This is a genomic window from Leptolyngbya sp. CCY15150 (assembly GCF_016888135.1).
Lineage (GTDB): Bacteria > Cyanobacteriota > Cyanobacteriia > RECH01 > RECH01 > RECH01.
Window position 1 is genome coordinate 23,910 of the sequence record NZ_JACSWB010000174.1, and the last position, 25,827, is coordinate 49,736.

Consider the following 25,827-nt stretch of genomic DNA (forward strand, 5'->3'; position numbering starts at 1 on the left):
CCCCCGTTTTCCATCCCCCCATCCATGCAACATTCGCCCTAACTCTGGCCAGCGTTGCCATAAAAACTCGGCCGATGATCCAGCAAGCGCGATATACTCCGTTTGAATGAACTGAGGGGATGAGTATGGTAGCGGTAGCAATTTTGGCAGCAGGGCGCGGAACCCGCATGAAGTCTCAGTTGCCTAAGGTTTTACACTCGTTTGGGGGGCGATCGCTCATTCAACGGGTGTTGGATAGCTTATCCACCATTCAACCCTCACGAACGCTCATTATTGTGGGCTATGGCCAAGAGGCGCTGCGTCAGTCCTTGGCCGACTATCCCAACCTAGAATTTGTGGAGCAGACCCAGCAACTGGGCACAGGACACGCCGTACAGCAGCTTTTACCCCACCTGGAAGGATTTGAGGGAACGCTGCTCGTCCTCAACGGGGATGTGCCGCTGTTGCGTCCAACAACCCTGCAGCATTTGTTGACCACTCAGCAAGAGTCCGGTAGTGCAGCCGCTATTTTAACCGCCCAGATGCCCAACCCTCAAGGCTATGGTCGCGTGTTTTGTGACGGGAACAATGTCGTCACTCAAATTGTGGAAGATCGAGACTGCACAGCCGCCCAACGCCAAAATCGGCGGATTAATGCCGGGGTCTACTGTTTTCGCTGGCCGGATTTAGCAGAGGTCTTGCCCCAGCTCCAGTCTAATAACGACCAGCAGGAATACTATCTCACCGATACGATGACCATGCTGAAGCCTGTGGTGTCCATTGATGTCGATGATCCCCAGGAAATTATGGGCATCAACGATCGCCAACAGCTTGCCATGGGCTACCGGATTTTGCAGAATCGCCTCAAAGAACACTGGATGAAGGCTGGGGTCACGCTAGTGGATCCCGACAGCATTACCATCGATGAAGATGTGCAGCTAGAACCGGATGTGGTGATCGAGCCCCAAACCCATCTGCGGGGTCGCACAACGGTGAAATCAGGTAGCCACATTGGCCCAGGCACGCTGCTAGACAATAGCCAGATTGGTGAACAGGTAACGGTTCTCTACTCCGTGATCTCAGACAGCGTCGTCAAAGACGGCAGCCGCATTGGCCCCTACGCCCACCTGCGCGGTCATGCGGAAATTGGCGAACAGTGCCGCATTGGCAACTTCGTGGAAATTAAAAAAGCCACCTTGGGCGATCGCACCAATGCCGCTCATCTGTCCTACCTAGGGGATGCCACCTTGGGGCAGGGCGTAAACATTGGCGCGGGCACGGTGACGGCCAACTACGATGGGGTGAAAAAACATGCCACTGTCATTGGCGATCGCAGCAAGACTGGGTCGAACAGCGTCCTCGTGGCTCCCGTCACCCTAGGAGAAAACGTCACGGTAGCAGCAGGATCAACCGTCACCGATGACGTACCCGATGATAGTTTAGTGATTGCCCGAGCGCGCCAAGTGGTCAAACCAGGCTGGCAACTCTCGCCATCTGAACCGGCCGATGCATAGGATGACCGACGCCTAGCGCTCATATCAACTGCCCAGCACAGCAGGTTCAGCCCCAAGGTCATAGACAGGTGGTGTGAACCCATTACAATAATTGTGCCAATTTTCTTGGGATGACCAGCGATGCTCCATCGCCCTCAAGCAAGATGGCCAAGATCAAAATCCAGATTAGACTGGATCGTAGACTTCAACGGGTTGAGATGATTGTATGCCTAGCTTTGTCCCAGATGAAAACGCACCCATTGTCGTAGAGTTTGACGCTGCTGGCTCGTCATCGCCACAGTCACCGGAGATGTCTACCAACGCCATCAACCACGCCATGAACACCATGCGATCCATGGCACAACAGGTGGCTGAGACGATGAATAGCTTAGACGATCGCCCCTCCCAAGTTGAAGTGTCCTTTGGCATTCAGCTCAACGCCAACGGTCAAGCCGCCATTGTGAATATTGGCCGCAGCGCTGCCCTTTCTGTCAAACTCACCTGGCAACCCAAAGTCGAAGCTCCAGCTCCATCTGCGATTGAACTTTCTCGCCAGCGCGATCGCCTCTGGGATGATCTAGTTCTAGACGACGAGATGCCGTCCCCTCCCGGACGACGACGGGGTTGGCCCTTACCCGAGTCAGAGATGCCGACCGGCGAAGCACCTCGCTGGGGAGAGCCCGGCTATGCAGAAGAAGACTATGAAGAACTCGACTGGCAACCCCCTGCCAACCAAGAATGGGAAGGTGCCGATGATGAAGATGAATGGGGCGAAGAAGAGTATGGCTATGATACCTACGAAGACTACGAAGATCCGCCGCCCAATCGACGGGGTGGCTTCTAAGTCAGCATGAGTTCATCAGCCTGAGGTCAGGAGAGGGGCTGCAACCGCTCAGCCCAAACGGTCGTATCTCTGTCGTAGCGTGCTGTTAGGCGCAGCCGTAACGCACGTTTCATGAGCCTTTGACTATGAGTCTTTGACGAGAGAGGAGTAGGGCTATCTGCTTAGTGCCGTTGCCCCGTTACGATGTAGGCTACGCGTTTACCAATATTGGTGGCATGGTCAGCCATGCGCTCAAGGTGACGGATCACTAGCACCAACAGCACAATGGGCTCAATAGAGCCTTGGACATCGGTTTGGTGAGCCAAGCGATCGTAGAGTTGCTCGTAGTCTAGATCCACCGCGTCATCCTTGAGCTTCATCTCTAACCCAGACTCAGCATCTAAGTCAGACAACGACGCCAAACTCATTGCCAGCATGGCACGGCAGCGATCCGACATCTCCCTAACCTGCCCCATGCAGGGATGCACCGGATAGGGAAAAAGCTTGATGGCAATCTCTCCCAAGTCATTGGCATAGTCACCAATACGTTCTAGATCACGAACAAGCTGCATCAAGGCACTCAAAAGGCGTAGATCTTGGCTGACTGGAGCCTGCAACGTCATCAAATTGACACAATCAACTTCAATTTGCCGGTAGAAGTGATCAATCTGTTTATCTTGTTGATCGATTTGCCGAGCCGCATCTAAGTCTTGTTCAAATAAAGCTCGTCGTGCTAGCCAGCAGGAACTTTCCACGAGTGCTCCCATCCGCAAAACATCGCGTTGAATCCGACGGATTTTTCGCTCAAATTCAATGCGAGTGGCCTTGTTTGAGATGTAAGAGACCATAGGCTAACCTGCTTACTGTATTGCCAAATATCAAATGGGTCGTAATAAAAGCGATGGATGAAAAACACAAGAGACCTTGAGGTGACTCAGCCACCCAGCAGTCTCAAAAAGGAGTCACGCTGTCGAACTGGAATTGTTGAGGGTAACCATGCTGAGGCTGTAAGACCCATGAGCAACGCAACCGCTATCCAGTCACCATAGCGTATGAACTAGCTGAACGGCAGCCAAGCAACATGCGATCGGTTCTCAACAATATCTTAGGACAAGCCACACAGTTGCCTAGATGCATCTTCAACAGAGGAGTTTTGGACTGATGCTTTTCACTTAGTTTAAGACACAAAAGTTAAGAAATAATGACGGTTTGGATAGATCTATGTAAAGGGTGGGGTGGTGTTTTCCTTATACCGCAGAGAAAAAAATGTGGATGGTCATCCCTGTTCAATGAACAGGGGGCGATCGCGTTAGGAGTGACCTAATCGCCAAGCAGCCCTGAAGATCAGGGAGCCTATAGCCTAACATTTCCTACTTAGTCCGCTGATTTTTTTACTGCAGGTTAATTGACATTTGTGATCGTACTAGATTCATCTTCAGCAATTCTGTTTAGCGTTGACAATTTGCCAATCGACCGGCAATGGTTTCGATTGTAAAGATGCCAAATTTATCGCCCAAGAACGGCAGGTGCCCCACGGGAGCCCGCAGGCTAAAGATCAGTTCGTCATAACGCCGCCAGTGATTGGGGTTGAGCAGATGGTTCACACGCCAGCCAACGCGATCGCCAAAGGCACTCCAAGTATCGGACTTGCTCCAATAGAGGTTGTAAAAATCTTGCCAGATAGAACACTGGACGCTGAAGCCAAAACGACCGCTGCTGTAGCGTGTCCACAAGCGATCGATAATCAGCAAATCTTCACAGGGAATGCGTAGCAGTTGAGTCGGCTGCAGCGGGCCATGGTCTAAACCGCAGGCTTTGATCATCAGATCAACCGTCTCTTGGTCAGCCAAGCACCATTCTCCATTGATCAACAGCGCTCGCAATCGCATGTAGTTCACACCGGCAGCGGAAAAAAGTTCTAGCGACGTTCGCACACGACGTTCTGGACGGTCTTTGAGCAGATCATAGGCAGCTCGCTGCACCAGGTCAGACGGATCGCGCAGAGCATGGATCACCAAATTGAGCCCTTCATGGCCACAGTGAACCAGATCCGAGAGGGCCGCTATGCGAGTCGCTTCGTCCTCACTGGCTATATGGCGCTTCGAGCGAGAGAAAACATAGAGACGCAGGGCTTGCTGCACAGTAGCATCCGTCTGATCCTGCAAGAGTTGATAGGCAGCATTTTGCACCACCTCACTGCGATCGCTCAACGCTCCAATCACCAACTCCAGACCAGAGGGGTAGCGCAGGGCATCGGTGAGGGCCGCCAAACGCTGCTGCGGATCAGGGCTGATCAATCGCCGCTTGACGCCCGCCAAGCCACCCAGCACAGCTCCGGTGGAAGGTGACACAGATTGCCCTCCCAAGACAGCATCAAAAGCGCTGGGTTGACTAGCTGAATTGGGTAGATCGTGGGTCATATCCCCAGGTTATAGAGCAAGATGAAATCAGCAACGAGACATGATCACCGAGGGATGATCACCGAGGTCAACGCCTGCCATCAGCCATCCCCTAGGGAAGTCCCCAGAGGCGAACCGTGCGATCTTCACTGCCGCTGACCAGCCAAGGGCGATCGCTGCGCACTGCCACGGCGGTTACAAGACTAGTATGCCCTTTCAGTATCATGACTTCCCGCCCCACCCGCAAATCCCAGATGCGAATCATGTTCTTACTAGCGCTGATTAAATAGCGGCGATCGCTCAAGGTGACAGAGGCAATCTGTTTCAGGCTTGCCTTGGGCTGCTGGGGCTGAACGGTAGGGAGCTGAGGTGGGGGACTGTCTACGGTCTGCCAGGCGATCGCTTCATCAAGCCAACCCTGGCCGGCCAGTTGATCCATCGCATCCGGCTGCTGACCCGATGCCGTGCTTGATCCATGCGGTACATGTCCCGCCCCATCAACCCGTTGCCCATGGTGCAGATGCCAGTGGATAGGCGATCGCCCCCTGCCTAGCCCACAAAGCAACTGCTCCCCAGGCAGGATGGTGAGGGTATGGATAAAATCCTCCGTGTCGATCACCCACCGTGATTCCTCGGTCTGGAGATCCCAAAGGGTCACCGTACCATCCCGACAACCGCTAGCCATCCAGGGATGGTGGGGATGGATGGACAAGGCTGTGATACCGCTGGCATGGGTGAAGACGGCTTGCTGCTCTAACCAGGGCCAGGGACAGCAGGTTTCAATAGCAGCCTGGGCGATGGCTTCAGGGCGATCGCGGAGCAGTTGATAGGCAGCTTTTTGCAGGCTAGGGCGATCGTGCTGTAGCCACTGCACCAGTTCTGCTAGCCCTGGTTCGCCGTAGGTTAAAAGAGCAGGAAGCGCTAAGGGCTGCTGGTCTGCGGGTAGGGTTTTAATCCGCCAGATCAATCCCTCCAGACCGCCCAGAACCACCCCTGAGGCGGGAGCGATCGCTCCACCCAGCACGGCATCAAACTGTCCTGGAGTGCTGACGTTAGACAATGGGGATGGAGAGAGGGGCGAATCTGACACGGCAATGCCTCAATCAGGCAGTCGAAGGACGTCCTTTATACGCTACTGCGAACCGAGCATTGCGTCCACTCGACCAAGAACCGTTAAAATCTAGGGGAATTTATACAGTAGTCATCCCCAGGGATGTTTCTTGGCTTTGTTCCAGAATCAGCCTAGAAACTGCCCCGCCATCTTCAGACATTGCCATGCAAAATACTCGATTCAACCGCTTAGTTGAAGATGTGACCGTTCAGGCCACCCGCTGGCTCAAAAACCCCTGGCGGCGACTCTCGTTTTTAGTCATTGGGCTGCTGTTTGGCATCTTTTTAGCCCTAGTCGTCTCCACGACGGCTGGACAAACGGCTGAAATTGATGTTGTGGTTGCCAGCTTTTTGGTGCTCACCGTAGAGCTTATAAGCTGGGCGACCTATCGTCGGCAATCGGCTGCAGACATACCGCCATCTCGCCCCTACTGGCTTTTAGATATTCTCAATGCACTGAAAATTGGATTCATCTATGGCATGTTTATCCAAGCACAACTTCTCGGAAGCTAGCGATGGACAACTCTGCTCCTCTCATCGAGCTCTTAACAGGTTTGATTACAACGCAAGCGCAAGATGGATCGCTTGATGGATCTATTCTCCAAGAGCTAGAACAGGCCACGTTAGCAGATCAAGCTCGGGCTCAGGCTTTTGGCATTACAAGAGAGACGGCGGGTCAAGTGGTGCGCGATCGCCTACGGCTTTTTCGCGCTGTCTATCATCAATTTATTCCCTTTTGTCAGCATCGCCTGGGCTGGGCCGTTCACGACAGTCAAGCCCGCCTAGATACCCTCTGGTCACTTTGGCTGCCGTTAGCAATGCAGCTTGTCGCCGATCGCCAGACCTTGGGTCGTCCCCTTGTCCAGGGAATTTTGGGCGGGCAAGGCACTGGAAAAACCACCCTGGCTGCTATCTTGACCCTGATTCTCAACCAGCTTGGCTACCGAGTTTGCGAACTCTCCATTGATGATCTCTATAAAACCTATGCCGACCGCCAAGTGTTGCAGGCCCAGGATGCTCGACTGAAATGGCGCGGGCCGCCGGGCACCCATGATGTAGACCTAGGTTTATCGGTGCTGCAGCAGTTGCGGCAGGCCGATCCCCAAACCCCCATTGCCATCCCTCGGTTTGATAAATCCCTGCACAACGGAGCGGGCGATCGCGCTGAGCCGATGATGATTTCCGGTGCCGACATTGTGCTGTTTGAGGGCTGGTTTGTGGGCACTCGTCCCGTGGATCCCCAAGTATTTGACGCAGCTCCCGAGCCCATTAGTACCGAAAGCGATCGCCAATTTGCCCGCGATATTAACCAAGCCTTGCAGGCCTATCTGCCCCTCTGGGAGCAATTAGACCGGCTGATGGTGCTCTCGCCCACCGATTATCGCCTCAGTCAACAATGGCGGCGCGAGGCTGAGCAGCGCATGAAGGCCAGCGGTCGCTCGGGCATGTCCGATGCGGATATTGATGCCTTTGTCTTGTACTTTTGGCGATCGCTCCATCCTGAGTTATTTATTACACCCATGTGTCACCAGTGCGACTATGTTGACTTGGTGATTGAGATTCAGCCCAATCATGCCCCTGGGCAAGTCTATTGTCCTCAACATCTACCCTCGGATGGTGGATGAAGGGACGGAGAGCTTGCCCAAGCTGCCGGGCCTGATGGGTAACCGCAGACCAATTTTGCGTTGCGATCGCCTCCGCAGGAAAGAGCTGCCCCGACACTCCCACCGCGATCGCCCCGGCGGTGATTAAATCGGCAGCATGTTGGAGCGTGACGCCCCCTGTGGGAATCAGGGGAATATGCCCTAGGGGGCCCTGTAAACTGCGAATATAGGCAGCACCACCCATAGCCTGCACGGGGAAGACCTTGACGGTGGCAGCGCCGGCCTGCCAGGCCGCCACGATTTCATTGGGCGACAAAGCCCCCGGCACCATCGGCACCTGATGGGCGATCGCCCAGCGCAGGAGGTCTAGATCCGTGTGGGGAGAGAAAAGAAACTGGGCACCGGCAGCGATCGCTTGTCGTAGATCCGTGGGATTTAACACCGTCCCTGCGCCGACACAGCAGGTCGGCAGATCCTCTCGCAGGCGCTGGATCAGGTCACCAGGGCGATCGCTCGTCCAAGTGACCTCTATCATTCGCATCCCGCCCGCCGCCACAGCTTGGGCCATGCGATAGCCAATGTCTAGGCTAGGAGCCCGAATCACAGCGATCGCTCGACTACGCGTCAGTTCCTCTAGCCATGCTTGCGCATCCATGCCGTTGCCCTGCAATCAAAAGCCTTGTCTATCACTCATCGAGATGCCTAGGTTTCGGCCACCTTGAAGAGCAAAAAGCTGGAGACATCTTGCCGTCCCCAGCTTTCACATATCGTCTAAATTGAGCTACTTCATCCATACGAAGCAGTCCAACAGATGGCCTAGTCATCGCCGTGATGGCGTGACCAAGGATAGGTTGGAGATACTGATGGGACGACTGGCGAGTCTACCAGCTTGATTTAACCACACCAGGCAGCAGGCCTTCGTGGGCCATTTTCCGCAGGGCGTTGCGGCAGAGGCCAAAGTCGCGGTAGTAACCTCTAGAACGGCCTGTTAGCCAACAGCGGTTGCGCAGACGGCTGGGCACGCTGTTACGCGGCAACTGCTGAATCTGGCGATGAATGTCCATTTTTTCTTGCTGAGAAGAGGCAGTGCGGAATTGTTCCTTTAGCTCTGCCCGCTTCGCGGCGTATTTATCAATGAGCTTCTGGCGCTTACGCTCCCGCTCAACCATGCTCTTCTTTGCCATAGATATCCAAAACTTATTAAGACACCGTCTCTAATGGTACCTCGATCAAAAGCAAATAATCTACCCTTTTCCCAAAAACTTCCAGGATCATGGATGCCCTTAGGCCAGGATGACCATGCTTAGGTCGAGGGCAGCGATCGCAATTGGGGTGGCCCCGAAGCATCTACCTTGCTGGGATCGGCCGCAGGGCAAAGATCAGCGAGATGGCAGCGATCGCAGGCCGGATTCCGGGCCATGCAAACGGCGCGGCCGTGATAGATCAAACGAATCGACCAGTTTTCCCAATCCGGTTGAGGAAGCAGCTTGATTAAATCCCGCTCAACTCGGACGGGATCGGTATGCTGGGTCAGCCCTAGCCGCTTACTCAACCGCTTAACGTGGGTATCCACCGTGACACCAGCATTGATGCCAAACCCATGGGCTAGCACCACATTGGCAGTTTTCCGAGCCACACCTGGCAGCTTCAGCAGATCATCCATGAGTTGGGGCACCTGTCCTCCAAAGTCCGTCACAATCATGCGACAGGCCCCTTGGATATTCTTGGCCTTGTTGCGATAGAAACCGGTGGAGCGCACCAAGGTTTCCAGTTCCTCTAGATCGGCCCCTGCCATAGCCCGAGCATCGGGAAACTGCCGGAATAGCTCCGGTGTGACTTTGTTGACCCGTTCGTCGGTGCATTGGGCGGAGAGAATCGTCGCTACCAGCAACTGAACCGGCGTTTCATAATCGAGGGAGCAGGTGGCATCGGGATACAGACGCTTGAGGCGAATGAGGATTTCGATCGCCCGCTGTTGTTTGATAGACAGTTTGCGCGGCATGGCACAGCCTATTGCAGTAGATTTTGAAACACCTCAAGCTGGGTTGTGTCGCGCACGATCAGGATAACGCCCAACCCCAACAGCAGCACCAACCCCGTCTGCATCACATTTTCTTGCACCTGCGACGGCAGGGGTTTGCCGCGCAGTCCTTCAATCAGCAAGAAGGTGAGCTGACCGCCATCAAGGGCCGGGAGCGGCAGAATGTTGATAATCGCTAGGTTGATGCTGATCGCAGCGGTAAACGGAATCAGGCTCAGCAGATTATTTTCGGCAAAGCGAGCCCCTTGCTCGACAATTTTGACCGGCCCCCCCACCTGGTCGGCAATTTGGGAAAAATTGGTGATCAGCATCCAAAAACCACCAGCAATGCCCAAGAACATATCTTGAAAACTCCGGGCTGCCAGCGTGAGAACTTCACCAATACCCGTGGGACGACGATAGGTCGCGTCTCCATTGGGAATCAGCTTTACCCCGATAACCGCCACACCCTGGTCGTTCACCTCGGGGGTCACTGTTAGATTGAGCTGGCGATCGCCCCGTTGCACAAGCAAATCTACGGGCTGGTTGGGACTTGAGCGAATGGCTTCGGTAAACAGATCAATCACCGGCGCATCTGCACCCAGAGTGGTCTCGTTGACTTCCAACACCAAATCCCCAGGACGAATGCCGGCCTGGGCTGCCGGTGTTTCGAGGGACATCACTTCCGGGATCAAGATACCTGGCTTGGTGTTAAATGTGTCGGGAATGCCCACGCCAGCAAACTGTCCCACAAACAAGAGATAGGCAAATAAAAGATTGGCGATCACGCCAGCGCTAATCACGATCGCCCGATCGAGAATGGGACGATTGCTCAGCAGATCGGGATCATCATCGGGGATAGTGCTATCTGGATCATCGTCGGGAAAACCGACAAAGCCCCCCAAGGGAATGGCTCGAATGGCATATTCCGTCTGCGATCCTTGGTATTTCCACAGAATGGGGCCAAACCCGATGGAAAAGCGATTGACATGAATACCTTGGAGGCGGGCAGCCAGAAAATGCCCCAGTTCATGAACCACAATCAAAATGGCTAGGGCGGCGATCGCTGGCAGCGCAAATAATCCAGACATATAAGACTTCGCTATGCGTGAAGGGTCGAGGTCGATGGGCAAGCCGATGAGCAGCAATGAGTTAGTAACAGCCTAATCAAAGGCTGGATAGTCTTCTCTGATCATGATCCCATAAGGTTTAATCATAACAAACCACCCAGGGGATCCTCTGGGTGGCTTGCTGATCCTCCCTAGATTCCCTGCAGGAAGGCTTGAGGACAGGAGCATTCTGAACCTAGGAACGACGGTGGACTAGGGCGATCGCCCGATCCAGGCTATTGACCACATAGCTATCGGCGGGATATTGGTCAATGTGCCGAAAAATGGCGGTGGGAGCCGCAACCCGGCAGGTGAAAAATTCCACCGCAGCTCGCCCATCGGGAAAAATCCGGGCCCGAGGCGCAAATTCTTGGGGCGGTGCCGTTCGCCAGTCTGGCACGATGGTATTGGGAATGCCATCAATCAGGCGATGGTGTGTCCAGCGGCAGTGCTTTCCGGCAGAGCCAAACTCCAGCATCTCCCGCCGTAGAATAGAGGCCACCATGAACGAGACCACAGAGCGATCGCCCTCAATGGATTCCATCACATCCTTCAGCGCCTGATTGGGCTGAGGGGGATGGGCCAGATCCAGATCATCCGACAGAGCCTTTTCCAGTTCCGCCGTCACGCTGAGCACCTCCGGCACCGCCCAAACCACGCCCTTACCGTTTTTCTCGCTGCGGTAAATATAGCCCACAAGGCGCAGTCCCTCTTTCAGGGTCAGCCCTGGTAGACGAATGAGGGCGTCAGCAGGATTCACCGCACTCACCAACCACCGCCCACTGGCCGATGCACTAGAGTCTAGGATTTCGGAAGGGCCCCCAAACTTGAATAAGTCTCCTAGGGCATCTAACGATTCAGGTTCGGGTACCTCATTATCATCTTCGAAGGTTTTGGTGGATGGCGGCTGTTGTTCTGACTCTGGCAAAACAAGGGCACTTTGTATGTACTGCCGCACCTTTTGAATCGTAGTAAGCGGAAACTTTTGAATGGACATGGCAGGAGTAACGTCAATTCACCTGAAGCTCACAGTGTGCCCCGGCGCTAAACCATGATATTGGCTGGCGTGAGCATCTGGAGAAATTATGTCCGAACGTATCATCATTGGATGCGGCAAGACCCTAGTTAGAAACGACCGGCTGAGCCAGCTTCCTAGGCGACCCGTCTAGCCCTTTCACAACACGATTCAAACTGCACTACTACCCTAATGCGCCCGATCTATCCTGCCATCAGGACGCGATCGCTCCTTCCTCAACTAAGGTTCTAATCTTGAGTCGGTCATCCCTCTCAGCAACAAGAGCATCAAAGTAGGTTAGTGATGGGCGAGTTGACGCGCATCTGACTCCTGGGAATCTAGCCACACAACCCGGCGCTGATTAGGTTTGAGCAATTGTCCTTCTTCTTGGGCAAGACGCTCAGTTTGGGTCGTGTCAAAGTAGGCATTAAACTCAAGGCGCAGTTGCTCAACGTCTTGATGGAGGTAGGTTACTTCAGCCTGCAGTTCCTCAAGCTGAGCCTGCTGTCGTAGGGTATTGGGAATTAGCTTCACCAAGGCAACGCTAGAGACCACCACCAAACATACGTTGACCACCACCTTGGTGCTCACTTCCACCGTCACCCCACGGTGGGGCGAACGAACCGGACGACGCGATCGCAGCGCTGACGGACGCGGTGGATGTTCTGGTGGCGGAGTCGGCTGAGGTGCGTACATAGATGATATAAAGTGGTGCGATCGCAGTCGGTAGGATGAGGCGAGCCCCCTGATGCAGACGTAATCAAAGCCTAGGCTTAACGTTAGCTCCGTTTCTCTAAAACTGCCACCACGATAGGTAACAGTAAGAATAAAGAGCGTGAATCCTGTTCCTAGATCACCATGCCCATAGCAGAAGGTCAATTGGTTGGCTACCCCTCATGTCCTTGGTGCCCCGTACTTTTTAGCCGGGAGGACGACGTCACGCGTAAAAACTTAAAATATTTGTTACTTTTCTAGAAATTAGGGCTGATCACACCCCTAGAGGCATGGTCAGCCCATGGACGCTTACTTATACAGTTCGGTGGATAGGCGGAATGCCAAGATCCCTGGTACAAGCGCAATCACCAAAGCTACAAAGATTTGAGTATCTGATAGTCCCATCGATGAAAACTCCCTATTGATAAACAATTCCGAAACAAATGCTTCGGTCATCATCATACTTCTGCCCTACTATACCAAAGTCGTTCTGCAAAATTGAGTACCGCATTCCCAATTTGGGTCACAGATTATGACAGTGGTCTAGCGGGAGTCTTGCCAACCCTAGAGTACACTCGACATGATCGGATATATGCTAGCGGCGCGCCAACATCCGGGGTCTGGCGTCATGGCTCGCCGAACTAGATGGGGGGTTCCATGCTGACCAGTGTTAAAAATCCATTTATCAAACAACTCAAGCAGCTCCAGCGGGCCAAGGGGCGGCACGAGCAGCAGCATATGTTACTGGAAGGCACCCATTTAATCGAGGAGGCCTGCGCAGCAGGTATGTCCTTCACAGCTCTCTGCCACACGCCCGATTGGGCCTTGCACTATCCTGAGCTATGGGAACGGGCGATCGCTCAATCGGCCCGCTGTGAGTTGGTCAGTCCAGACGTTCTGAAGGCGATCGCCACCACCATGACCCCCGACGGCGTGGTCGCCACCCTGGATCGCACCCAGCTCACCCACACCATTCCCCAACCCACCCGTCTGGGGCTAGCCCTAGAAACGCTTCAGGATCCGGGTAATTTGGGAACCTTGATTCGCACGGCGGCGGCGGTGGGGGTGGATGGCCTCTGGCTCAGCAGCGACAGTGTCGATCTTGATCATCCTAAGGTGCTGCGGGCTTCAGCGGGGCAGTGGTTTCGCTTGCCCATGGGCGTGGTTGCCGACCTGCCGACCCAAGTAGCGGAATGGCGATCGCACCCCAACCATCAAGTCGTCGCCACCCTGCCAACCGCTCAGCAGATCTATTGGACAGTCGATTTCACGCGTCCCACCCTGTTGCTCTTGGGCAATGAAGGTGCTGGTCTTTCCCCCGCCCTGAGCGCCCTAGCCGATGTGAGCGTCACCATCCCCCTAGCTCCCGGTGTAGAGTCGCTCAACGTGGCGATCGCGGCGGCGGTGATTCTCTACGAAGCCCAGCGTCAGCAGGCCCAAATGGGCAACCCATCCTAGGCGAGACAGTGGATAGACCTGCACAATGTCCCATTAATCAGCAGGGCCCAGCTCTTGGAGAAATCGTTCAATATCCGCTGCTGCTGCTTCAATAGCTTTTAGACGCTCATCCATCGGTGGCGGCGGCTGGACAGGTGGAGCGGGATGATTGATCTCATCATCTTCGGGCTTGAACGTGTCTTCTAACTGATGGAGGGAGTCTAAAAAGTCTTGGGCGGCAGCACGGCGTAACTCTTGCTGACGGTGATCCATGATGCTCAAAATTCCAACTCATACAATAATTTTGAACCGGTGCCCTGAAATTAATTGTCTAGAGGGCATTTCAGGTGCTTCCCATTGCGAAAGGCCAAGCATGAGCAGCCGTCGGATGGTCATGCCAAACGGATGATCCATCAGGGTGGCTTGCTCAACACCGGGGCCTAGATTCGTGATGGGTGATGACGGTGGCTTGGGATAACGGTGGCTTGGGATGAACTCCTAGCTTTCTTCTTGGCTTGTGGGCCTAGTCCTAGATTATTCAGCGTTGCAGACGATCGCTCAACCTTGTTGTCCATCCCATGGGGTTGGAGACATGACATCGTTTTAGGAGCATTACCCAGCAGCACAATAGGTTAATGGGTAGATGGATGATCACACAAGTCAGATGATGGAATTACGCTTGTCCTGGAAGGATGGCGATCGCCGCACGGGCGACAAAAAATTGGGCACTCCACATTGTGGAGCAAGGGGATGGAGCGTTGGCGTTACGCTGATCCGTCACTCAGCTATTAGTGTACCCCGTTCATCCCATAGGACGTCTTTTGGCCCCATGCCCTGCCCCAGAGGTGTGATTTGGGATATTCAGCCCTGTTGTCTAATGACCCCACTCCAGTTGAAAATTAGACAAGCAAGATTTACGCAGGTCGTCCACAGCCCAGTCGTTCGCTACAATAAGCAGGCATTGGCTGGGCGATCGCCGGAGAGAGGTTGGTAGAACGGGACTGTTCCCCGGTTGCGTAAATCACGACAGAGTAAGACGGACAGAGGAAGTGAAGTGAGTCAATTTGATTACGACCTGGTGATTGTGGGTGCGGGCGTCGGCGGCCATGGCGCAGCGCTTCATGCCGTGAGCTGTGGGCTCAAAACGGCGATCATTGAGGCTGCCGATATGGGAGGCACCTGTGTAAACCGGGGCTGCATTCCCTCGAAGGCACTGCTGGCAGCATCGGGACGCGTGCGGGAATTGCGCAACGCCCATCACCTCCAAGCCCTAGGGGTGCATGTGGGTGATGTAACGTTTGATCGGCAAGCGATCGCCAGCCATGCAGCCAACATAGTCGATAAACTGCGCGGCGATCTCACCAATAGCCTCAAGCGTCTGGGCGTTGATATTATCCACGGCTGGGGCAAGCTGGCCGGCAGCCAAAAAGTTTCGGTGCAAACCGATGTGGGCGAGCGGATAATCACCGCCAAGGATGTGATTCTGTCCACCGGTTCCGTACCCTTTGTGCCGCCAGGTATCGAACTCGATGGCAAAACTGTTTTTACCAGCGATGACGGCATTAAACTCGACTGGCTGCCCGACTGGGTGGCGATTATCGGCAGTGGCTACATTGGCCTAGAGTTCGCCGATGTCTATACCGCGTTGGGCTGTGAAATTACCATCGTGGAAGCGCTAGACCAACTCATGCCCGGCTTTGATCCAGATATAGCCAAGCAGGCCAAGCGCGTGTTGATTGATTCCCGCGATATTGAAACCAAGGTGGGAATGCTGGCCAAGCGGGTGATCCCCGGTTCGCCCGTGGTAATCGAACTAGCGGATGCGAAAACCAAAGAGGTGGTGGAAGTTCTAGAAGTCGATGCTTGCCTGGTGGCCACAGGACGGATCCCCGCCACGAAGAACCTTGGTCTAGAAACCGTTGGAGTGGAAACCGATCGCCGAGGCTTCATTACGGTCAACGACCATATGGCCGTTTTACTGGATGGGCAGCCGGTGCCCCATCTCTGGGCCATTGGTGATGCTACGGGTAAGATGATGCTGGCCCATGCCGCTTCTGCCCAAGGCATTGCCACGGTGGAAACCATTTGCGATCGCCCCCGCGCTGTAGACTATCGCAGCATTCCCGCCGCCGCCTTCACCCATCCTGAGGTGAGCTTTGTGGGGCTCACGGAACCCACGGCTAAGGAACTGGCCGCCCAAGAAGGCTTCGAAGTCGCCACGGTGCGCTCCTACTTCAAGGGCAACTCCAAGGCGATCGCGGAGGGCGAGACCGAGGGCATTGCCAAGGTGATTTATCGCAAGGATACGGGAGAGCTGCTGGGAGCCCATATCATCGGGCTCCATGCCGCAGACCTAATTCAGGAAGCCGCCAACGCCATTGCCAACCGGCAGTCGGTTCATGACCTAGCCTTTCTAGTCCATACCCATCCCACCCTGTCTGAAGTGCTTGACGAAGCCTACAAACGTACGATCGCAGCCCATTAGTCATGCCATCCAAACGCCAGCCCAGTCGGGGGATGGGTTTTGCCCGCCCCCGACAGCCCCGCCCAGAGGATAAGAGCAGTATGGGACAGTCATCCCCCAAGGCGATCGCCTATCGCACAGCCTTTATGGCGATCGCTGCCGAACCGTTTGCAACGGTGATCGCGTTCTACCAGCGATTCCTCGACCAAGCCCCCAACCCCTTGACCCCCGATCGCTACGGGGAATTTCAGCTAGGGCCCATGCGGCTGGGAATTTTTCGCCCCCAACCCGCCCATACTTCGGAATTCTCCGCAGCCTCCAGTGGCCCCCTCAGCCTATGTCTAGAGGTGCCAAATTTGGAAGCAGCGATCGCTCAGGTGCAGGCGGCGGGCGGGGCCTGTTTACCCGATGACATCATCCTCACCTCCCACGGGCGTGAGGTCTATGCCTACGATCCCGTGGGCAATCGCCTGATCCTCCATGAGGGGTTTTTGTCTTAGCTATCCCTCCGGGGACTCCCCTTTGCTTTAGCGCGGGGAGTCGTCCAATAGCTCCCCATCCTAACCGCAAACCCGCTGCAGAGTAGGCGTGAAGTCAGGATAGGAAATGGCAGCGGCTTCGGCACGGTGGATGGTGGTGGTGCCTTGGGCCATGAGGGCAGCGATCGCTAAGCTCATGGCAATGCGATGGTCGGTAAAGCTATCCACCTCCGCACCCGTCAGGGCATGACCGCCGGTAATCTCTAAGCCATCCGGCAGTTCCGTAATCGCCGCCCCCATCTTTCCTAGTTGAGTCGCCATCACCGCCAAGCGATCGCTTTCCTTCACACGCAACTCAGCAGCGTCGCGGATGATGGTTGTACCTTCAGCAAAGGCTGCAGCTACCGCCAACACAGGAATTTCGTCGATCAGCCGAGGAATCAAATCCCCTTCGAGGGTGCAGGCCTTTAGGCGGCTGTGGCGCACCCGGATATCTGCCACCGGTTCACCGGTCGCCGTGCGAGGATGTTCTAAGGTGATGTCAGCATTCATCTGCTTTAGCGCATCCAGAATGCCGGTGCGCGTAGGATTGACTCCCACATTTTCGATGAGAATATCCGATCCTGGCACGATCGCCCCGGCTACAAGCCAAAAGGCTGCCGAGCTAATATCACCAGGCACCACCACCTGCTGACCCGTCAGGGTTGCCGGGCCCATCACACTGGCGCTACAGGTCTCCGCATCCACCTGCACCGTGGCCCCAAAGGCTCGCAGCATGCGCTCGCTATGATCCCGAGATAAGGCCGGTTCCGTCACCGTGGTCATGCCCTCTGCCATTAAGCCCGCCAGTAAAATACAGGATTTGACTTGAGCCGAGGCGATGGGGGAATGGTAATGAATCGGCGTCAGCTTGGCACCACGCACCGCCAGGGGAGCCAAACCGCCGCCCCTCGACCAAATCTGTGCGCCCATCTGCTCCAGAGGTTGAATGACCCGAGCCATGGGGCGCGATCGCAGCGAGGCATCGCCGGTCACGGTAAACAGGCGATCGGGATGGGACGCTAAAATGCCTAACATCAGCCGCATGGTGGTACCAGAATTACCGGCATCCAGCACATCGGAGGGTTCTCGCAAGTTACCCAGGCCAATGCCCTCCACCTCGACATGATCCACATTGAGGTCAGAAATCTGAGCACCCATGGCGCGAAAACAATGGGCCGTACTGCGGGGATCTTCACCCAGCAGCAATCCTTGAATCTGTGTTTTACCTTGGGCGATCGCCCCGAGCATCAGTGACCGATGGGAAATGGACTTATCCCCCGGTACGCGAATGGTTCCCTGCAGTGACCAACCCGCAGCGGGCGGCGCAATAGCAAGGGTGTGATGAGTATCGTGAGTTTGTAATGCGATCGTGGCAACAACCATGGACAATAACCACCCAATCCGGCAAACAATCCGGGCGATATGTTCGTCAGCATCCTATCTCTTTTGGAGGGGTAACGGCGACTGTTTGAATAAAACGCGAACCTAGGGCAAGCTAGAAGAGCAGCCCGGATTGCAGGATTGCACTGCCTACATGATTAGATGATCGACGACGGAACTATGCCAGCACGCCCTATATTGACCAGCTATTGACCAGCTATTGAAGCAGTTCATCCAAACCACCCAATCCCGAACGAGACATGATTCTGGTCTCAACGATCTTGGGCACCATGGTTATCCTGAGACGTGCTGGACGTATGCCACCAACCTTGCCTCACGTTAAGTCTTTGCCGATCGCCTTTTCATTCTTGAACCCACGGAATACACTCAAAGTATCATCTTGATGCAGTGTTTGCCGCGCTCGTTGACAGCGCAGCGGGGCTAGGCCCCATCGTTTCGATTGCCTGCTGTCCACCGATCGCCTATCTGACATCTATCCCTACTGCTCTATGCTCACCCATCCGCGCAAACCGGTCTGTCTTTCTCTTATGTCGTTTGACATGCCTCTATGGTCTGTTACAGAAACATCAGCGGCTGTTTACCAAAAAGACGCGGAACAATTCCATATTTTGCTGACGGAACCCTCTCTGCATCACCACATCCCATCCCGATCATCAGCCACCGTGGCGGCCACCCAGCGATCGCCCCGTCTCATTTGGCTAGAGGTCTCTCCCTACCGGGTGATTATGACCATGCAGGGCGATGGAGACAGCAGCTACCGCCATTTTTGGGAAGAAGGGGTCTATGGCTTGAGTCGCTACTGGTTGCAGAACTTTCAGCCGCACCACGGACGGCAGTTTCGCCTGCGCAACTTCACGCGGCGGCTAGAGTTCACGCAGGATACTCTACCGAAATCTCTCCGCATTGAATATGAACTCTGGGCCAACCGCTTGCATCTTGGGCGCTACGTTCTGAGTTTAGATGTTCATCTTTGATCGATTTTGATCGATCAACCTCAATCTACGACTTTCAAGATGCCTAGCTTGAGTCCATCAAATACCTTATCAACCAAAAGTTTCTCCTGAGATTTCAGGGTGACCTGGGACAGGGTAATGCTGAGAAGCGAGTTTTGATCGGTACGCGTAATCCGCCGAGTGTCGAGGATGCGGCGGGCAACATCTTCGATGGTGTCTTGAGACCCCATATTCAGCCGTCGAGCTACGCCAAGGGAACGATGCTCATCTGGTGATCTTGCCACCTCTTGGACTAAAAAAACCTTGGGCGAATCATTCTGACCCGAGGAGTGAGGCCGCTCCATCTTGGCAGCCAGAGGCGATCGCAAAGATCCTGCCTGCAACGACAGCTTAATGCCAACCCGCTGCAAATCGCCTAGGTTGAGATATCGTCTTAGCAAATCTGTGATTTGCTGGATGCTTTGAGCGAGGGGCATATCGGTGGGATGGCCCATCGCCGGGACATGCTGCTCTAGGGCAGGCTGGCACTGAAGGTCAGTCATAGGTAGGTAGCTCAAAAGACTCTGTAGATGCAGCGGCAGCAACAAGTAGGGCATTCAGCCACGTTGACCATCAGCCGAGGTGACGATGGATCCATCCACAACCCATCCTCCGGATCCGTCGTCACCCCAACGGCAGCCTGTCTTACCCTAGTTGTTATCAGACCCGACCGTTAACAGAGCAATCCTTAGGTCAGCACAATCCTCAGTGGCTGATGCCCCCTACAGCAAACCCGCCAGATGGAGCGGCCCACGCCCACTGATCAGTTCCAGCATCAAGGCAATAAAGCCCAGCATTGCCAAGCGACCATTCCAGACTTCTGCAGCCGTTGTCAAGCCCCATTCCCAACGCTCTTGGGGATACATCTTGATCTTTTCAGGAGGACGGACTACATCCGAGAACTGGATACTGGGGGAAGCGATCGCTTGCTCCACCATCGTGGCCAAATCTTCGATAAACACGGGATGGGTGTTGAGAGCTGGCACCCGCTGAAAATGCTCAATCCCTGCCTCTTCCGCAATCTCGCGGTATTCCATGTCAATCTCTTGCAAAGTCTCGATATGCTCTGAGACAAAGCTGATGGGAACGACAGCTAGATTTTCCACGCCATCATTGGCAAGTTCTTCAATGGCATCTTCGGTGTAGGGCTTAAGCCATTCCACCGGCCCCACCCGACTCTGATAGGCCAGAGTATGGGCATTGGGGCGATTCAAGGTTTTCATGATCAGCGCGGTGCAGTCTTCGATTTCGCGCTGGTAGGGATCGCCAGCCTCTTCCACATAGCTGATTGGCACCCCATGGGCACTGAAAAACACATGCACCTGATCTGGGTTGGGAAACTGATCGAGTTGCTGGGCAATGAGATCAGCCATAGCTCTCAGATACCCGGGGCTGTTGTACCAAGAGGGAATGACCGTATATTCAATTTTTTCAAGAGCTGGATCATCACCCCAGATTTTCTCTAGCAGCCGAAAACTCGACCCGCTGGTGCTGATGGAAAACTGAGGATAGAGGGGCAAGATCACCAGCTTTTCTATCTTGTCACGCTTGATGCGAGCGATCGCTTCTTCGGTGAAGGGATACCAATATCTCATGCCAATGTAGACCTGAGCATCTTGCCCCCGCTGGCGGAGGGATGCCTCTAGGGCCTGGGCCTGCTCTTCGGTAATGCGGCGCAGGGGTGAGCCACCGCCAATCTGCCGGTAGTTGTCTTGGGACTTGCGGGCCCGCGATGTGGAAATCAGCCAAGCCAACGGCTTCTGCATCCAGGTGAAGGGAATGCGGATGATTTCAGGATCAGAGAACAGATTAAACAAAAACGGACGAACGTCCTCTAGGCGCTCTGGTCCGCCCAAGTTAAGTAGCAAAACTCCAACTCGACCCATAGTTTTAACCTTCTCTGTCCTCTGATTTGTGTTACTTATTGTAACGATAGACTGATCAAATAGTGGTTCTAACCGGCAGCTTATCTTAATAATCTTAACGTTGTCGGGGGTTTTGGGGCGATCGCCTTAAAAAACGGTAACGGATCTTCAAGATCCAGTGGACTGTAGCGGTAGCGTGGTGATCCCCTGACGGTCTCACATCCGACGATCTCTCTGGCGATCGCATCATCTTCCCATGATCGATGATTGCTCTTAAACCGATGAGCAACCCCATGGTCATCGTGCCCCTCGCCGTTGGTGTTGATCCTCTAGCTGTGCCTGTGCCGACAGGATGGTTCAATGAAGACCCCGAAGACCACACTTCTAGACTATATCTTGAATTCAGGCATTCCTTAAGTTTCCATTAAAAGCTGCTTTGCTCGATGGCCGCAAGTCTTTTTTGAGCAAAATGGTCAAAACTTCAGACAGGGCGGCCCGGAAAACAGGTTGAGCGATCGCTAGCCTGGATCAGCACAGCATGGATCGAGACGTGGAACGCTAGTTTTGGGAACGGCTTTCGTGATCAGGCTACACTGGGGCGAAACGCTACCGATAGAACCTATGGACATCCAGCGATGGGTTGCACAACGAGAGAAAAGCTGGCAGGACTTAGAAAGATTGCTCGCTCAAGCAGAACGCCGTGGTCTGCGCACCCTCTCCGCCCAGGATATTCAGAACCTGGCTAGTCTATATCGATCGGTCTCCGCAGATCTGGCCCGTGCCCGCACTCACAACCTTGGGCCAGATCTCATGCGACGTCTTCAATCCCTAACCGTTCGTGGCTACGCTCAAATCTACCAAGGCGATCGCCGCCAAGAATGGCGATCGCTGCTCACCTTCATCCAGTCAGGATTTCCTGAAACCGTACAGCAATGTCGCGGCTACATTCTGCTCAGTACCCTCCTGCTTGTTGCCCCGGCTGCCGTGAGCTGGTGGCTGGCCTGGCATGACCCCACCTACATGGACATCTTGGTTCCCAATGACCTGATCACCATGGTACGCCGTGGCGAGCTGTGGATGGGCAGCATCCTAGGTGTAGAGCCCTTAGCCTCTAGCAACATTATGATCAACAATTTGCGGGTGTCCTTCAATGCCGTGGCGGGCGGCATGACCGGCGGGCTCCTGACCGTTTATATTCTGATCTTTAATGGACTATTTTTGGGCTCCATCGGGGCGCTGGTGGGACAGAATGGCCTAGCCTGGCCATTTTGGGCCTTTGTGTTTCCCCATGGAGCCCTAGAACTACCGGCTATCTTTCTGGCTGGAGGAGCAGGACTCCTCCTAGGACGGGCGCTACTGTTTCCAGGACTCTATCGTCGAGTAGATGCCCTAAAAAAATACGGGCTGCTTGCAGCCCGTCTCGTCTACGGTGTCGTTCCTATGCTGATCATGGCAGGCGTGATTGAAGGTTTCTTCTCGCCCAACCCAGCCATTCCCGATGTCATAAAATACATCACCGGCATCGTCCTGCTCACCGGGCTGCTGGCCTACTTGAGTCGTCGCAGCCACCCCAGCGGTTCTCTACATCGCACCAGACTTCTTGTTGAATAAAACGGCAATGGTTTTCAAGATGAGCTGGATATCGTACCAGAGGCTCCAGTTTTGTTGATACTTCAAGTCAAGACGAATGACGTCCTCAAAGCTGGTAACCGACGAGCGACCATTCACCTGCCATTCACCCGTCATACCAGGTTTGACATCTAACCGCTGCCACTGGGGAATTTCATACATTTCAATTTCATCAGGGGTGGGCGGACGAGTACCCACCAAACTCATGTCCCCTTTTAAGACATTGAGAAACTGAGGCAGTTCATCCAGGCTCGTTCGTCTGAGGAACCGTCCCACTCGGGTAATGCGAGGATCGTTGGCATTCTTAAACAACGGCCCACTCACCTGGTTCTCAACCTGATGCTTCAAGGCTTCTGCGTTCGCGACCATCGAACGGAACTTCCACATCTTGAAGCGCTTGCCCATCCAAGAACAGCGCACTTGCCCAAAAAAGATGGGCCCTGGATCGTCGATCTGAATGGCGATCGCGATCGGGATCAGAAGCACACCGGTAATCGTCAAACCGACAAGCGCCCCTACAATATCAATCACGCGTTTGGTGGGCGACGTAATGGATGGATGGGTCGGATGGGGCTGCTGATCGCGACTGGGGCGGGCCTTCAGATCCTGCACAAGACCAGTCGATTGCTCAATTTCAAAGATTTTATCCAGATCGGTCATGGACAGAGCCATCATCACCTGGCTGGATACATTAAAAAGTTTAAGCTGAACCCCCTGCTGCTGAGCGGTTCTCAAAGCACTAATCAGTGCGCCAATCCCACTGCTGTCAATAAACGTCGTTTGACGGAAATCAAGCTTGGCTTGGGTGAGGGAAGGAATATCCTGGCAGACGCTCTGGAATGCTTGCTTAAAGGACACTGCCTGATTCACAGTAAACATTGCTGGCATCACAACCATGGCAGTCTGGTCTGATACGGTTACTGGATAGTCCGGGTTTTCAGATTTAGCAATCATCATGCTCTGGTGTCTGGGTGTAGCAAGCGAAAGGTCGGAAATCAAACCGCGACGAAGAAACCTAGCCTTAAGATTCCCAAAATAGGAGAGGGATACCACATGATGTGGGTCGCCCCAACGTCCCTATACCGTCTCATAGCAAGCTCCTTCCGAACAGCACATCGTTCTAATCTCACCCCCATTTAGGAGACAAGCATGACCCAGTTAGAACCACGACATCAGTAGCAAAACTAACGCCTAGATGATTCTTCAGTTACTCATGGTAAGCGAAGGACGACTCGTGCGGCTTGGCTACGCCATGAATATATAGATCCAGTAGATCTAGAACTAGATTTAGAACGAATGAGCCTGTACGGTTTGACTGTGATCTAGACGCCCCTGCTGATTCTCCAAGTTTAGGAAGAATTGGGCGTAATGCCCACCAGCATTGAGAGCGCTAAACCACAACATCTTTGAAGTTTGGCTATGGCTTGCGCAAAAAGCACAAGATTTGGCTACGTCACCAACCTCTAGCCTCAGCACTGTTCGTCCTTGGACGATCAAGCAGGTCTAGACGCTGGTCTTGACCCAGCTCCAACGACATCGATCGGTTGTCTTAGGAACGTCTATCGGAAATAGACTAGGCAAGTCCCCGTAGAGTACCCCCATGGTATTGAATACATTCGAGAACACATGCAAGAATTACGCTGACCATTCAAAAACTTTATATTGACTCTAAGGTCTCTTCACACTGCTGGGTTGGATCGCTCCAGCAGTCATGAACCGAGGGCGATCGCTCCCCCACGCAAGATATTCCCACTAGTACCGCAAGCCAGAAGAACGAAGATAGAAAAACGAAAAAGACTTCCAGGACACACAAGGGTTCCTGCCTTAGCACCTAGGCCGGTTACTTTCGCCTCGGAGTACAGTGCCCTCTACGGATCCTCTACGGAGTACGTATGGAGCCTTGACCGACAACAGCACCCCATGAAAATTGTGTTCTCGGTCTGGATATGAAATACTGTGGCGTCAGCTTAATAATTGTTTTGGGTTATGACTGATTCCGACCGTAGCGCACTATACCAAACTCCGCTGTATTCCCTCCATGAACAGGCCCGCATGGTGCCGTTTGCGGGTTGGCAGATGCCGGTGCAATTTAGTGGCATTACCCAAGAACATCGAGCTGTCCGCGATCGCGTTGGCATGTTTGACATTTCCCATATGGGCAAGTTTGTCTTGACGGGGCAGCGCATCTTAGAGCACCTGCAACGGTTAGTGCCCTCCAATCTCCGTGGGTTACAGCCAGGGCAAGCCCAGTACACGGTACTCCTGAATGCCGCCGGGGGAATTTTGGATGATTTGATCATCTACAACCAAGGCAGCACGGAGACCGAGGGCGATCGCGTTTTTTTGATTGTCAACGCAGCCACAACCGCCAGCGATCGCCAATGGCTGTTGGAACACCTTGATGCCAACCAGGTGACCTTGACCGATCAGTCTCAAGGAACCGTACTCATTGCTGTGCAGGGGCCAGAAGCGATCGCCACCGTGCAGCGCTATACCGAGACGGATCTATCAACCGTGGGGCGCTATGAACATGTCACAACATCCATGTTTGGCGCATCGGCCTTTGTTGCGCGTACCGGCTACACGGGAGAAGACGGCGTTGAAATTATGCTGGATGCCCAACCAGGGCAAACCCTGTGGCGATCGCTCCTAGAGGCTGGCGTCGAACCCTGTGGGCTAGGAGCAAGGGATACGCTGCGTTTGGAAGCGGCCATGGCTCTCTACGGTCAAGATGTAGACGCCGCAACCACACCCCTAGAAGCTGGTCTATCGTGGCTCGTACAGTTGGATCAGGCGGGAGACTTTATTGGGCGATCGCCCTTAGAAGAGCAGAAGCGCCATGGCGTACCGCGTCGCTTGGTGGGACTGAGGTTGACGGGACGCAACATTGCCCGCACCGGGTATGAGGTGATGCACGACGGCCATGTAGTAGGGCACGTCACCAGCGGCACCCTCTCCCCCACCCTCGGCTATCCCATTGCCCTAGCCTATGTGCCCCCCAGCTTCGCCAAACCAGGACAGCCTCTGACCGTCAATATTCGCGGACGCCACTGCGAGGCAACGGTGGTGAAACGCCCTTTCTATAAGCGATCGCCCTCATCCTAATGCTTTAGTCCCATGGGAAAAGCTGAGGGCAAAAAGTCCATATGCTAGGATAAAAAGGTGCTGAAAAAGCTATCTAACGATCCTAGTTACTAGCAAATAGCACGATCAGGGACGTTCCCATGGCTTGAGGCCTGGCCTCATCTAGCT

General features: G+C 54.2%; 25 protein-coding genes. 10 read left to right on the top strand and 15 right to left on the bottom strand.

Annotated features, from left to right (window positions below; all coding sequences use genetic code 11):
• Positions 1-125 precede the first annotated feature (125 nt).
• On the top strand, positions 126-1,493 hold the full coding sequence (gene glmU, locus JUJ53_RS12065) for a bifunctional UDP-N-acetylglucosamine diphosphorylase/glucosamine-1-phosphate N-acetyltransferase GlmU (protein WP_204152269.1): 1,368 nt from the start codon (positions 126-128) through the stop codon (positions 1,491-1,493).
• A gap of 205 nt (positions 1,494-1,698) precedes the next feature.
• Positions 1,699-2,316 (top strand): CU044_2847 family protein, encoded by a 618-nt coding sequence (locus JUJ53_RS12070; protein ID WP_204152270.1) that lies wholly within the window; start codon positions 1,699-1,701, stop codon positions 2,314-2,316.
• A gap of 161 nt (positions 2,317-2,477) precedes the next feature.
• Here the strand turns inward: JUJ53_RS12070 and phoU are convergent, their stop codons facing one another.
• From phoU to JUJ53_RS25095, 3 genes are all read right to left on the bottom strand, one after another.
• Positions 2,478-3,143, bottom strand: a complete 666-nt coding sequence (gene phoU, locus JUJ53_RS12075; protein WP_204152271.1) for a phosphate signaling complex protein PhoU — start codon at positions 3,141-3,143, stop codon at positions 2,478-2,480.
• 600 nt (positions 3,144-3,743) lie between these two features.
• A complete protein-coding gene (locus tag JUJ53_RS25090) occupies positions 3,744-4,646 on the bottom strand; it encodes a GUN4 domain-containing protein (protein WP_204152272.1) in 903 nt (300 codons plus the stop codon).
• 160 nt (positions 4,647-4,806) lie between these two features.
• Positions 4,807-5,784 (bottom strand): hypothetical protein, encoded by a 978-nt coding sequence (locus JUJ53_RS25095; protein WP_204152273.1) that lies wholly within the window; start codon positions 5,782-5,784, stop codon positions 4,807-4,809.
• 185 nt (positions 5,785-5,969) lie between these two features.
• Here JUJ53_RS25095 and JUJ53_RS12090 point away from each other — a divergent pair, with 185 nt between their 5' ends.
• Complete coding sequence (locus JUJ53_RS12090) at positions 5,970-6,317, top strand: DUF565 domain-containing protein (RefSeq protein ID WP_204152274.1); 348 nt, start codon at positions 5,970-5,972, stop codon at positions 6,315-6,317.
• A gap of 2 nt (positions 6,318-6,319) precedes the next feature.
• On the top strand, positions 6,320-7,429 hold the full coding sequence (locus tag JUJ53_RS12095; RefSeq protein WP_204152275.1) for a glycerate kinase: 1,110 nt from the start codon (positions 6,320-6,322) through the stop codon (positions 7,427-7,429).
• On the opposite strand, the gene JUJ53_RS12100 is transcribed toward JUJ53_RS12095, so the two are convergent.
• The 7 genes from JUJ53_RS12100 to psaM form a co-directional block, all read right to left on the bottom strand.
• Positions 7,317-8,063 carry a bifunctional 4-hydroxy-2-oxoglutarate aldolase/2-dehydro-3-deoxy-phosphogluconate aldolase gene (locus JUJ53_RS12100; protein WP_204152276.1) on the bottom strand — a complete coding sequence of 249 codons (747 nt, stop codon included), beginning with the start codon at positions 8,061-8,063 and terminating at the stop codon, positions 7,317-7,319. The two genes, JUJ53_RS12095 and JUJ53_RS12100, sit on opposite strands and share 113 nt — an antisense overlap.
• A 226-nt stretch (positions 8,064-8,289) precedes the next feature.
• Complete coding sequence (gene rpsN / locus JUJ53_RS12105) at positions 8,290-8,592, bottom strand: 30S ribosomal protein S14 (protein ID WP_204152277.1); 303 nt, start codon at positions 8,590-8,592, stop codon at positions 8,290-8,292.
• Positions 8,593-8,711: 119 nt separating this feature from the next.
• A complete protein-coding gene (nth, locus tag JUJ53_RS12110) occupies positions 8,712-9,410 on the bottom strand; it encodes an endonuclease III (RefSeq protein WP_204152278.1) in 699 nt (232 codons plus the stop codon).
• 8 nt (positions 9,411-9,418) lie between these two features.
• Complete coding sequence (gene rseP, locus JUJ53_RS12115; RefSeq protein WP_204152279.1) at positions 9,419-10,519, bottom strand: RIP metalloprotease RseP; 1,101 nt, start codon at positions 10,517-10,519, stop codon at positions 9,419-9,421.
• Positions 10,520-10,733: 214 nt separating this feature from the next.
• Entirely contained in the window at positions 10,734-11,534 is an 801-nt protein-coding gene (locus JUJ53_RS12120; RefSeq protein ID WP_204152280.1) for a hypothetical protein, read from the bottom strand.
• A 315-nt stretch (positions 11,535-11,849) separates the two neighbouring features.
• Positions 11,850-12,248: a hypothetical protein gene (locus tag JUJ53_RS12125; RefSeq protein ID WP_204152281.1), complete on the bottom strand. Its 399-nt coding sequence runs from the start codon at positions 12,246-12,248 to the stop codon at positions 11,850-11,852.
• Positions 12,249-12,575: 327 nt separating this feature from the next.
• Positions 12,576-12,671 (bottom strand): photosystem I reaction center subunit XII, encoded by a 96-nt coding sequence (gene psaM / locus JUJ53_RS12130; protein WP_204152282.1) that lies wholly within the window; start codon positions 12,669-12,671, stop codon positions 12,576-12,578.
• Positions 12,672-12,923: 252 nt separating this feature from the next.
• Here psaM and JUJ53_RS12135 point away from each other — a divergent pair, with 252 nt between their 5' ends.
• Positions 12,924-13,724 (top strand): RNA methyltransferase, encoded by an 801-nt coding sequence (locus tag JUJ53_RS12135; protein ID WP_204152283.1) that lies wholly within the window; start codon positions 12,924-12,926, stop codon positions 13,722-13,724.
• Between the two features lie 33 nt (positions 13,725-13,757).
• On the opposite strand, the gene JUJ53_RS12140 is transcribed toward JUJ53_RS12135, so the two are convergent.
• Entirely contained in the window at positions 13,758-13,976 is a 219-nt protein-coding gene (locus tag JUJ53_RS12140) for a hypothetical protein (protein ID WP_204152284.1), read from the bottom strand.
• 781 nt (positions 13,977-14,757) lie between these two features.
• Here JUJ53_RS12140 and lpdA point away from each other — a divergent pair.
• Positions 14,758-16,188 (top strand): dihydrolipoyl dehydrogenase, encoded by a 1,431-nt coding sequence (gene lpdA, locus JUJ53_RS12145; RefSeq protein WP_204152285.1) that lies wholly within the window; start codon positions 14,758-14,760, stop codon positions 16,186-16,188.
• Positions 16,189-16,268: 80 nt separating this feature from the next.
• The gene (locus JUJ53_RS12150; RefSeq protein WP_239125004.1) at positions 16,269-16,667 is read left to right on the top strand and encodes a glyoxalase; all 399 of its coding nucleotides are present in this window, start codon (positions 16,269-16,271) and stop codon (positions 16,665-16,667) included.
• Between the two features lie 60 nt (positions 16,668-16,727).
• Here the strand turns inward: JUJ53_RS12150 and aroA are convergent, their stop codons facing one another.
• Positions 16,728-18,071 (bottom strand): 3-phosphoshikimate 1-carboxyvinyltransferase, encoded by a 1,344-nt coding sequence (aroA, locus tag JUJ53_RS12155; RefSeq protein WP_204152286.1) that lies wholly within the window; start codon positions 18,069-18,071, stop codon positions 16,728-16,730.
• A gap of 506 nt (positions 18,072-18,577) precedes the next feature.
• On the opposite strand from aroA, the gene JUJ53_RS12160 reads away from it, so the two are divergent.
• Positions 18,578-19,063, top strand: a complete 486-nt coding sequence (locus JUJ53_RS12160) for a hypothetical protein (RefSeq protein WP_204152287.1) — start codon at positions 18,578-18,580, stop codon at positions 19,061-19,063.
• Between the two features lie 20 nt (positions 19,064-19,083).
• Here JUJ53_RS12160 and JUJ53_RS12165 read toward each other — a convergent pair whose 3' ends face one another.
• Both JUJ53_RS12165 and hemH read right to left on the bottom strand, forming a co-directional pair.
• Positions 19,084-19,584, bottom strand: a complete 501-nt coding sequence (locus tag JUJ53_RS12165) for a hypothetical protein (protein WP_204152288.1) — start codon at positions 19,582-19,584, stop codon at positions 19,084-19,086.
• Positions 19,585-19,803: 219 nt separating this feature from the next.
• A complete protein-coding gene (hemH, locus tag JUJ53_RS12170; protein WP_204152289.1) occupies positions 19,804-20,967 on the bottom strand; it encodes a ferrochelatase in 1,164 nt (387 codons plus the stop codon).
• Positions 20,968-21,567: 600 nt separating this feature from the next.
• On the opposite strand from hemH, the gene JUJ53_RS12175 reads away from it, so the two are divergent.
• Positions 21,568-22,557, top strand: coding sequence for a stage II sporulation protein M (locus JUJ53_RS12175; protein ID WP_204152290.1), 990 nt, complete (start codon positions 21,568-21,570; stop codon positions 22,555-22,557).
• Here the strand turns inward: JUJ53_RS12175 and JUJ53_RS12180 are convergent.
• Positions 22,528-23,529, bottom strand: a complete 1,002-nt coding sequence (locus tag JUJ53_RS12180; RefSeq protein WP_204152291.1) for a sugar transferase — start codon at positions 23,527-23,529, stop codon at positions 22,528-22,530. The two genes, JUJ53_RS12175 and JUJ53_RS12180, sit on opposite strands and share 30 nt — an antisense overlap.
• Positions 23,530-24,561: 1,032 nt before the next feature.
• Between JUJ53_RS12180 and gcvT the strand changes: the two genes are divergently transcribed.
• Entirely contained in the window at positions 24,562-25,680 is a 1,119-nt protein-coding gene (gene gcvT, locus JUJ53_RS12185; protein ID WP_204152292.1) for a glycine cleavage system aminomethyltransferase GcvT, read from the top strand.
• The last annotated feature ends 147 nt before the right edge of the window (positions 25,681-25,827 follow it).

Bases quoted from the DNA above. Each gene is read 5' to 3' on its own strand.
- gcvT (WP_204152292.1), top strand. From the start codon at position 24,562: ATGACTGATTCCGACCGTAGCGCACTATACCAAACTCCGCTGTATTCC.
- aroA (WP_204152286.1), bottom strand. From the start codon at position 18,071: ATGGTTGTTGCCACGATCGCATTACAAACTCACGATACTCATCACACC.
- JUJ53_RS12165 (WP_204152288.1), bottom strand. From the start codon at position 19,584: ATGACTGACCTTCAGTGCCAGCCTGCCCTAGAGCAGCATGTCCCGGCG.
- phoU (WP_204152271.1), bottom strand. From the start codon at position 3,143: ATGGTCTCTTACATCTCAAACAAGGCCACTCGCATTGAATTTGAGCGA.
- JUJ53_RS12160 (WP_204152287.1), top strand. From the start codon at position 18,578: ATGCTCACCCATCCGCGCAAACCGGTCTGTCTTTCTCTTATGTCGTTT.
- nth (WP_204152278.1), bottom strand. From the start codon at position 9,410: ATGCCGCGCAAACTGTCTATCAAACAACAGCGGGCGATCGAAATCCTC.
- JUJ53_RS12150 (WP_239125004.1), top strand. From the start codon at position 16,269: ATGGGACAGTCATCCCCCAAGGCGATCGCCTATCGCACAGCCTTTATG.
- JUJ53_RS12070 (WP_204152270.1), top strand. From the start codon at position 1,699: ATGCCTAGCTTTGTCCCAGATGAAAACGCACCCATTGTCGTAGAGTTT.
- JUJ53_RS12100 (WP_204152276.1), bottom strand. From the start codon at position 8,063: ATGGATGCGCAAGCATGGCTAGAGGAACTGACGCGTAGTCGAGCGATC.
- rpsN (WP_204152277.1), bottom strand. From the start codon at position 8,592: ATGGCAAAGAAGAGCATGGTTGAGCGGGAGCGTAAGCGCCAGAAGCTC.
- psaM (WP_204152282.1), bottom strand. From the start codon at position 12,671: ATGGGACTATCAGATACTCAAATCTTTGTAGCTTTGGTGATTGCGCTT.
- rseP (WP_204152279.1), bottom strand. From the start codon at position 10,519: ATGTCTGGATTATTTGCGCTGCCAGCGATCGCCGCCCTAGCCATTTTG.
- JUJ53_RS12180 (WP_204152291.1), bottom strand. From the start codon at position 23,529: ATGATTGCTAAATCTGAAAACCCGGACTATCCAGTAACCGTATCAGAC.
- JUJ53_RS12095 (WP_204152275.1), top strand. From the start codon at position 6,320: ATGGACAACTCTGCTCCTCTCATCGAGCTCTTAACAGGTTTGATTACA.
- JUJ53_RS12090 (WP_204152274.1), top strand. From the start codon at position 5,970: ATGCAAAATACTCGATTCAACCGCTTAGTTGAAGATGTGACCGTTCAG.
- JUJ53_RS12175 (WP_204152290.1), top strand. From the start codon at position 21,568: ATGGACATCCAGCGATGGGTTGCACAACGAGAGAAAAGCTGGCAGGAC.
- hemH (WP_204152289.1), bottom strand. From the start codon at position 20,967: ATGGGTCGAGTTGGAGTTTTGCTACTTAACTTGGGCGGACCAGAGCGC.
- glmU (WP_204152269.1), top strand. From the start codon at position 126: ATGGTAGCGGTAGCAATTTTGGCAGCAGGGCGCGGAACCCGCATGAAG.
- JUJ53_RS12135 (WP_204152283.1), top strand. From the start codon at position 12,924: ATGCTGACCAGTGTTAAAAATCCATTTATCAAACAACTCAAGCAGCTC.
- JUJ53_RS12120 (WP_204152280.1), bottom strand. From the start codon at position 11,534: ATGTCCATTCAAAAGTTTCCGCTTACTACGATTCAAAAGGTGCGGCAG.
- JUJ53_RS12125 (WP_204152281.1), bottom strand. From the start codon at position 12,248: ATGTACGCACCTCAGCCGACTCCGCCACCAGAACATCCACCGCGTCCG.
- JUJ53_RS12140 (WP_204152284.1), bottom strand. From the start codon at position 13,976: ATGGATCACCGTCAGCAAGAGTTACGCCGTGCTGCCGCCCAAGACTTT.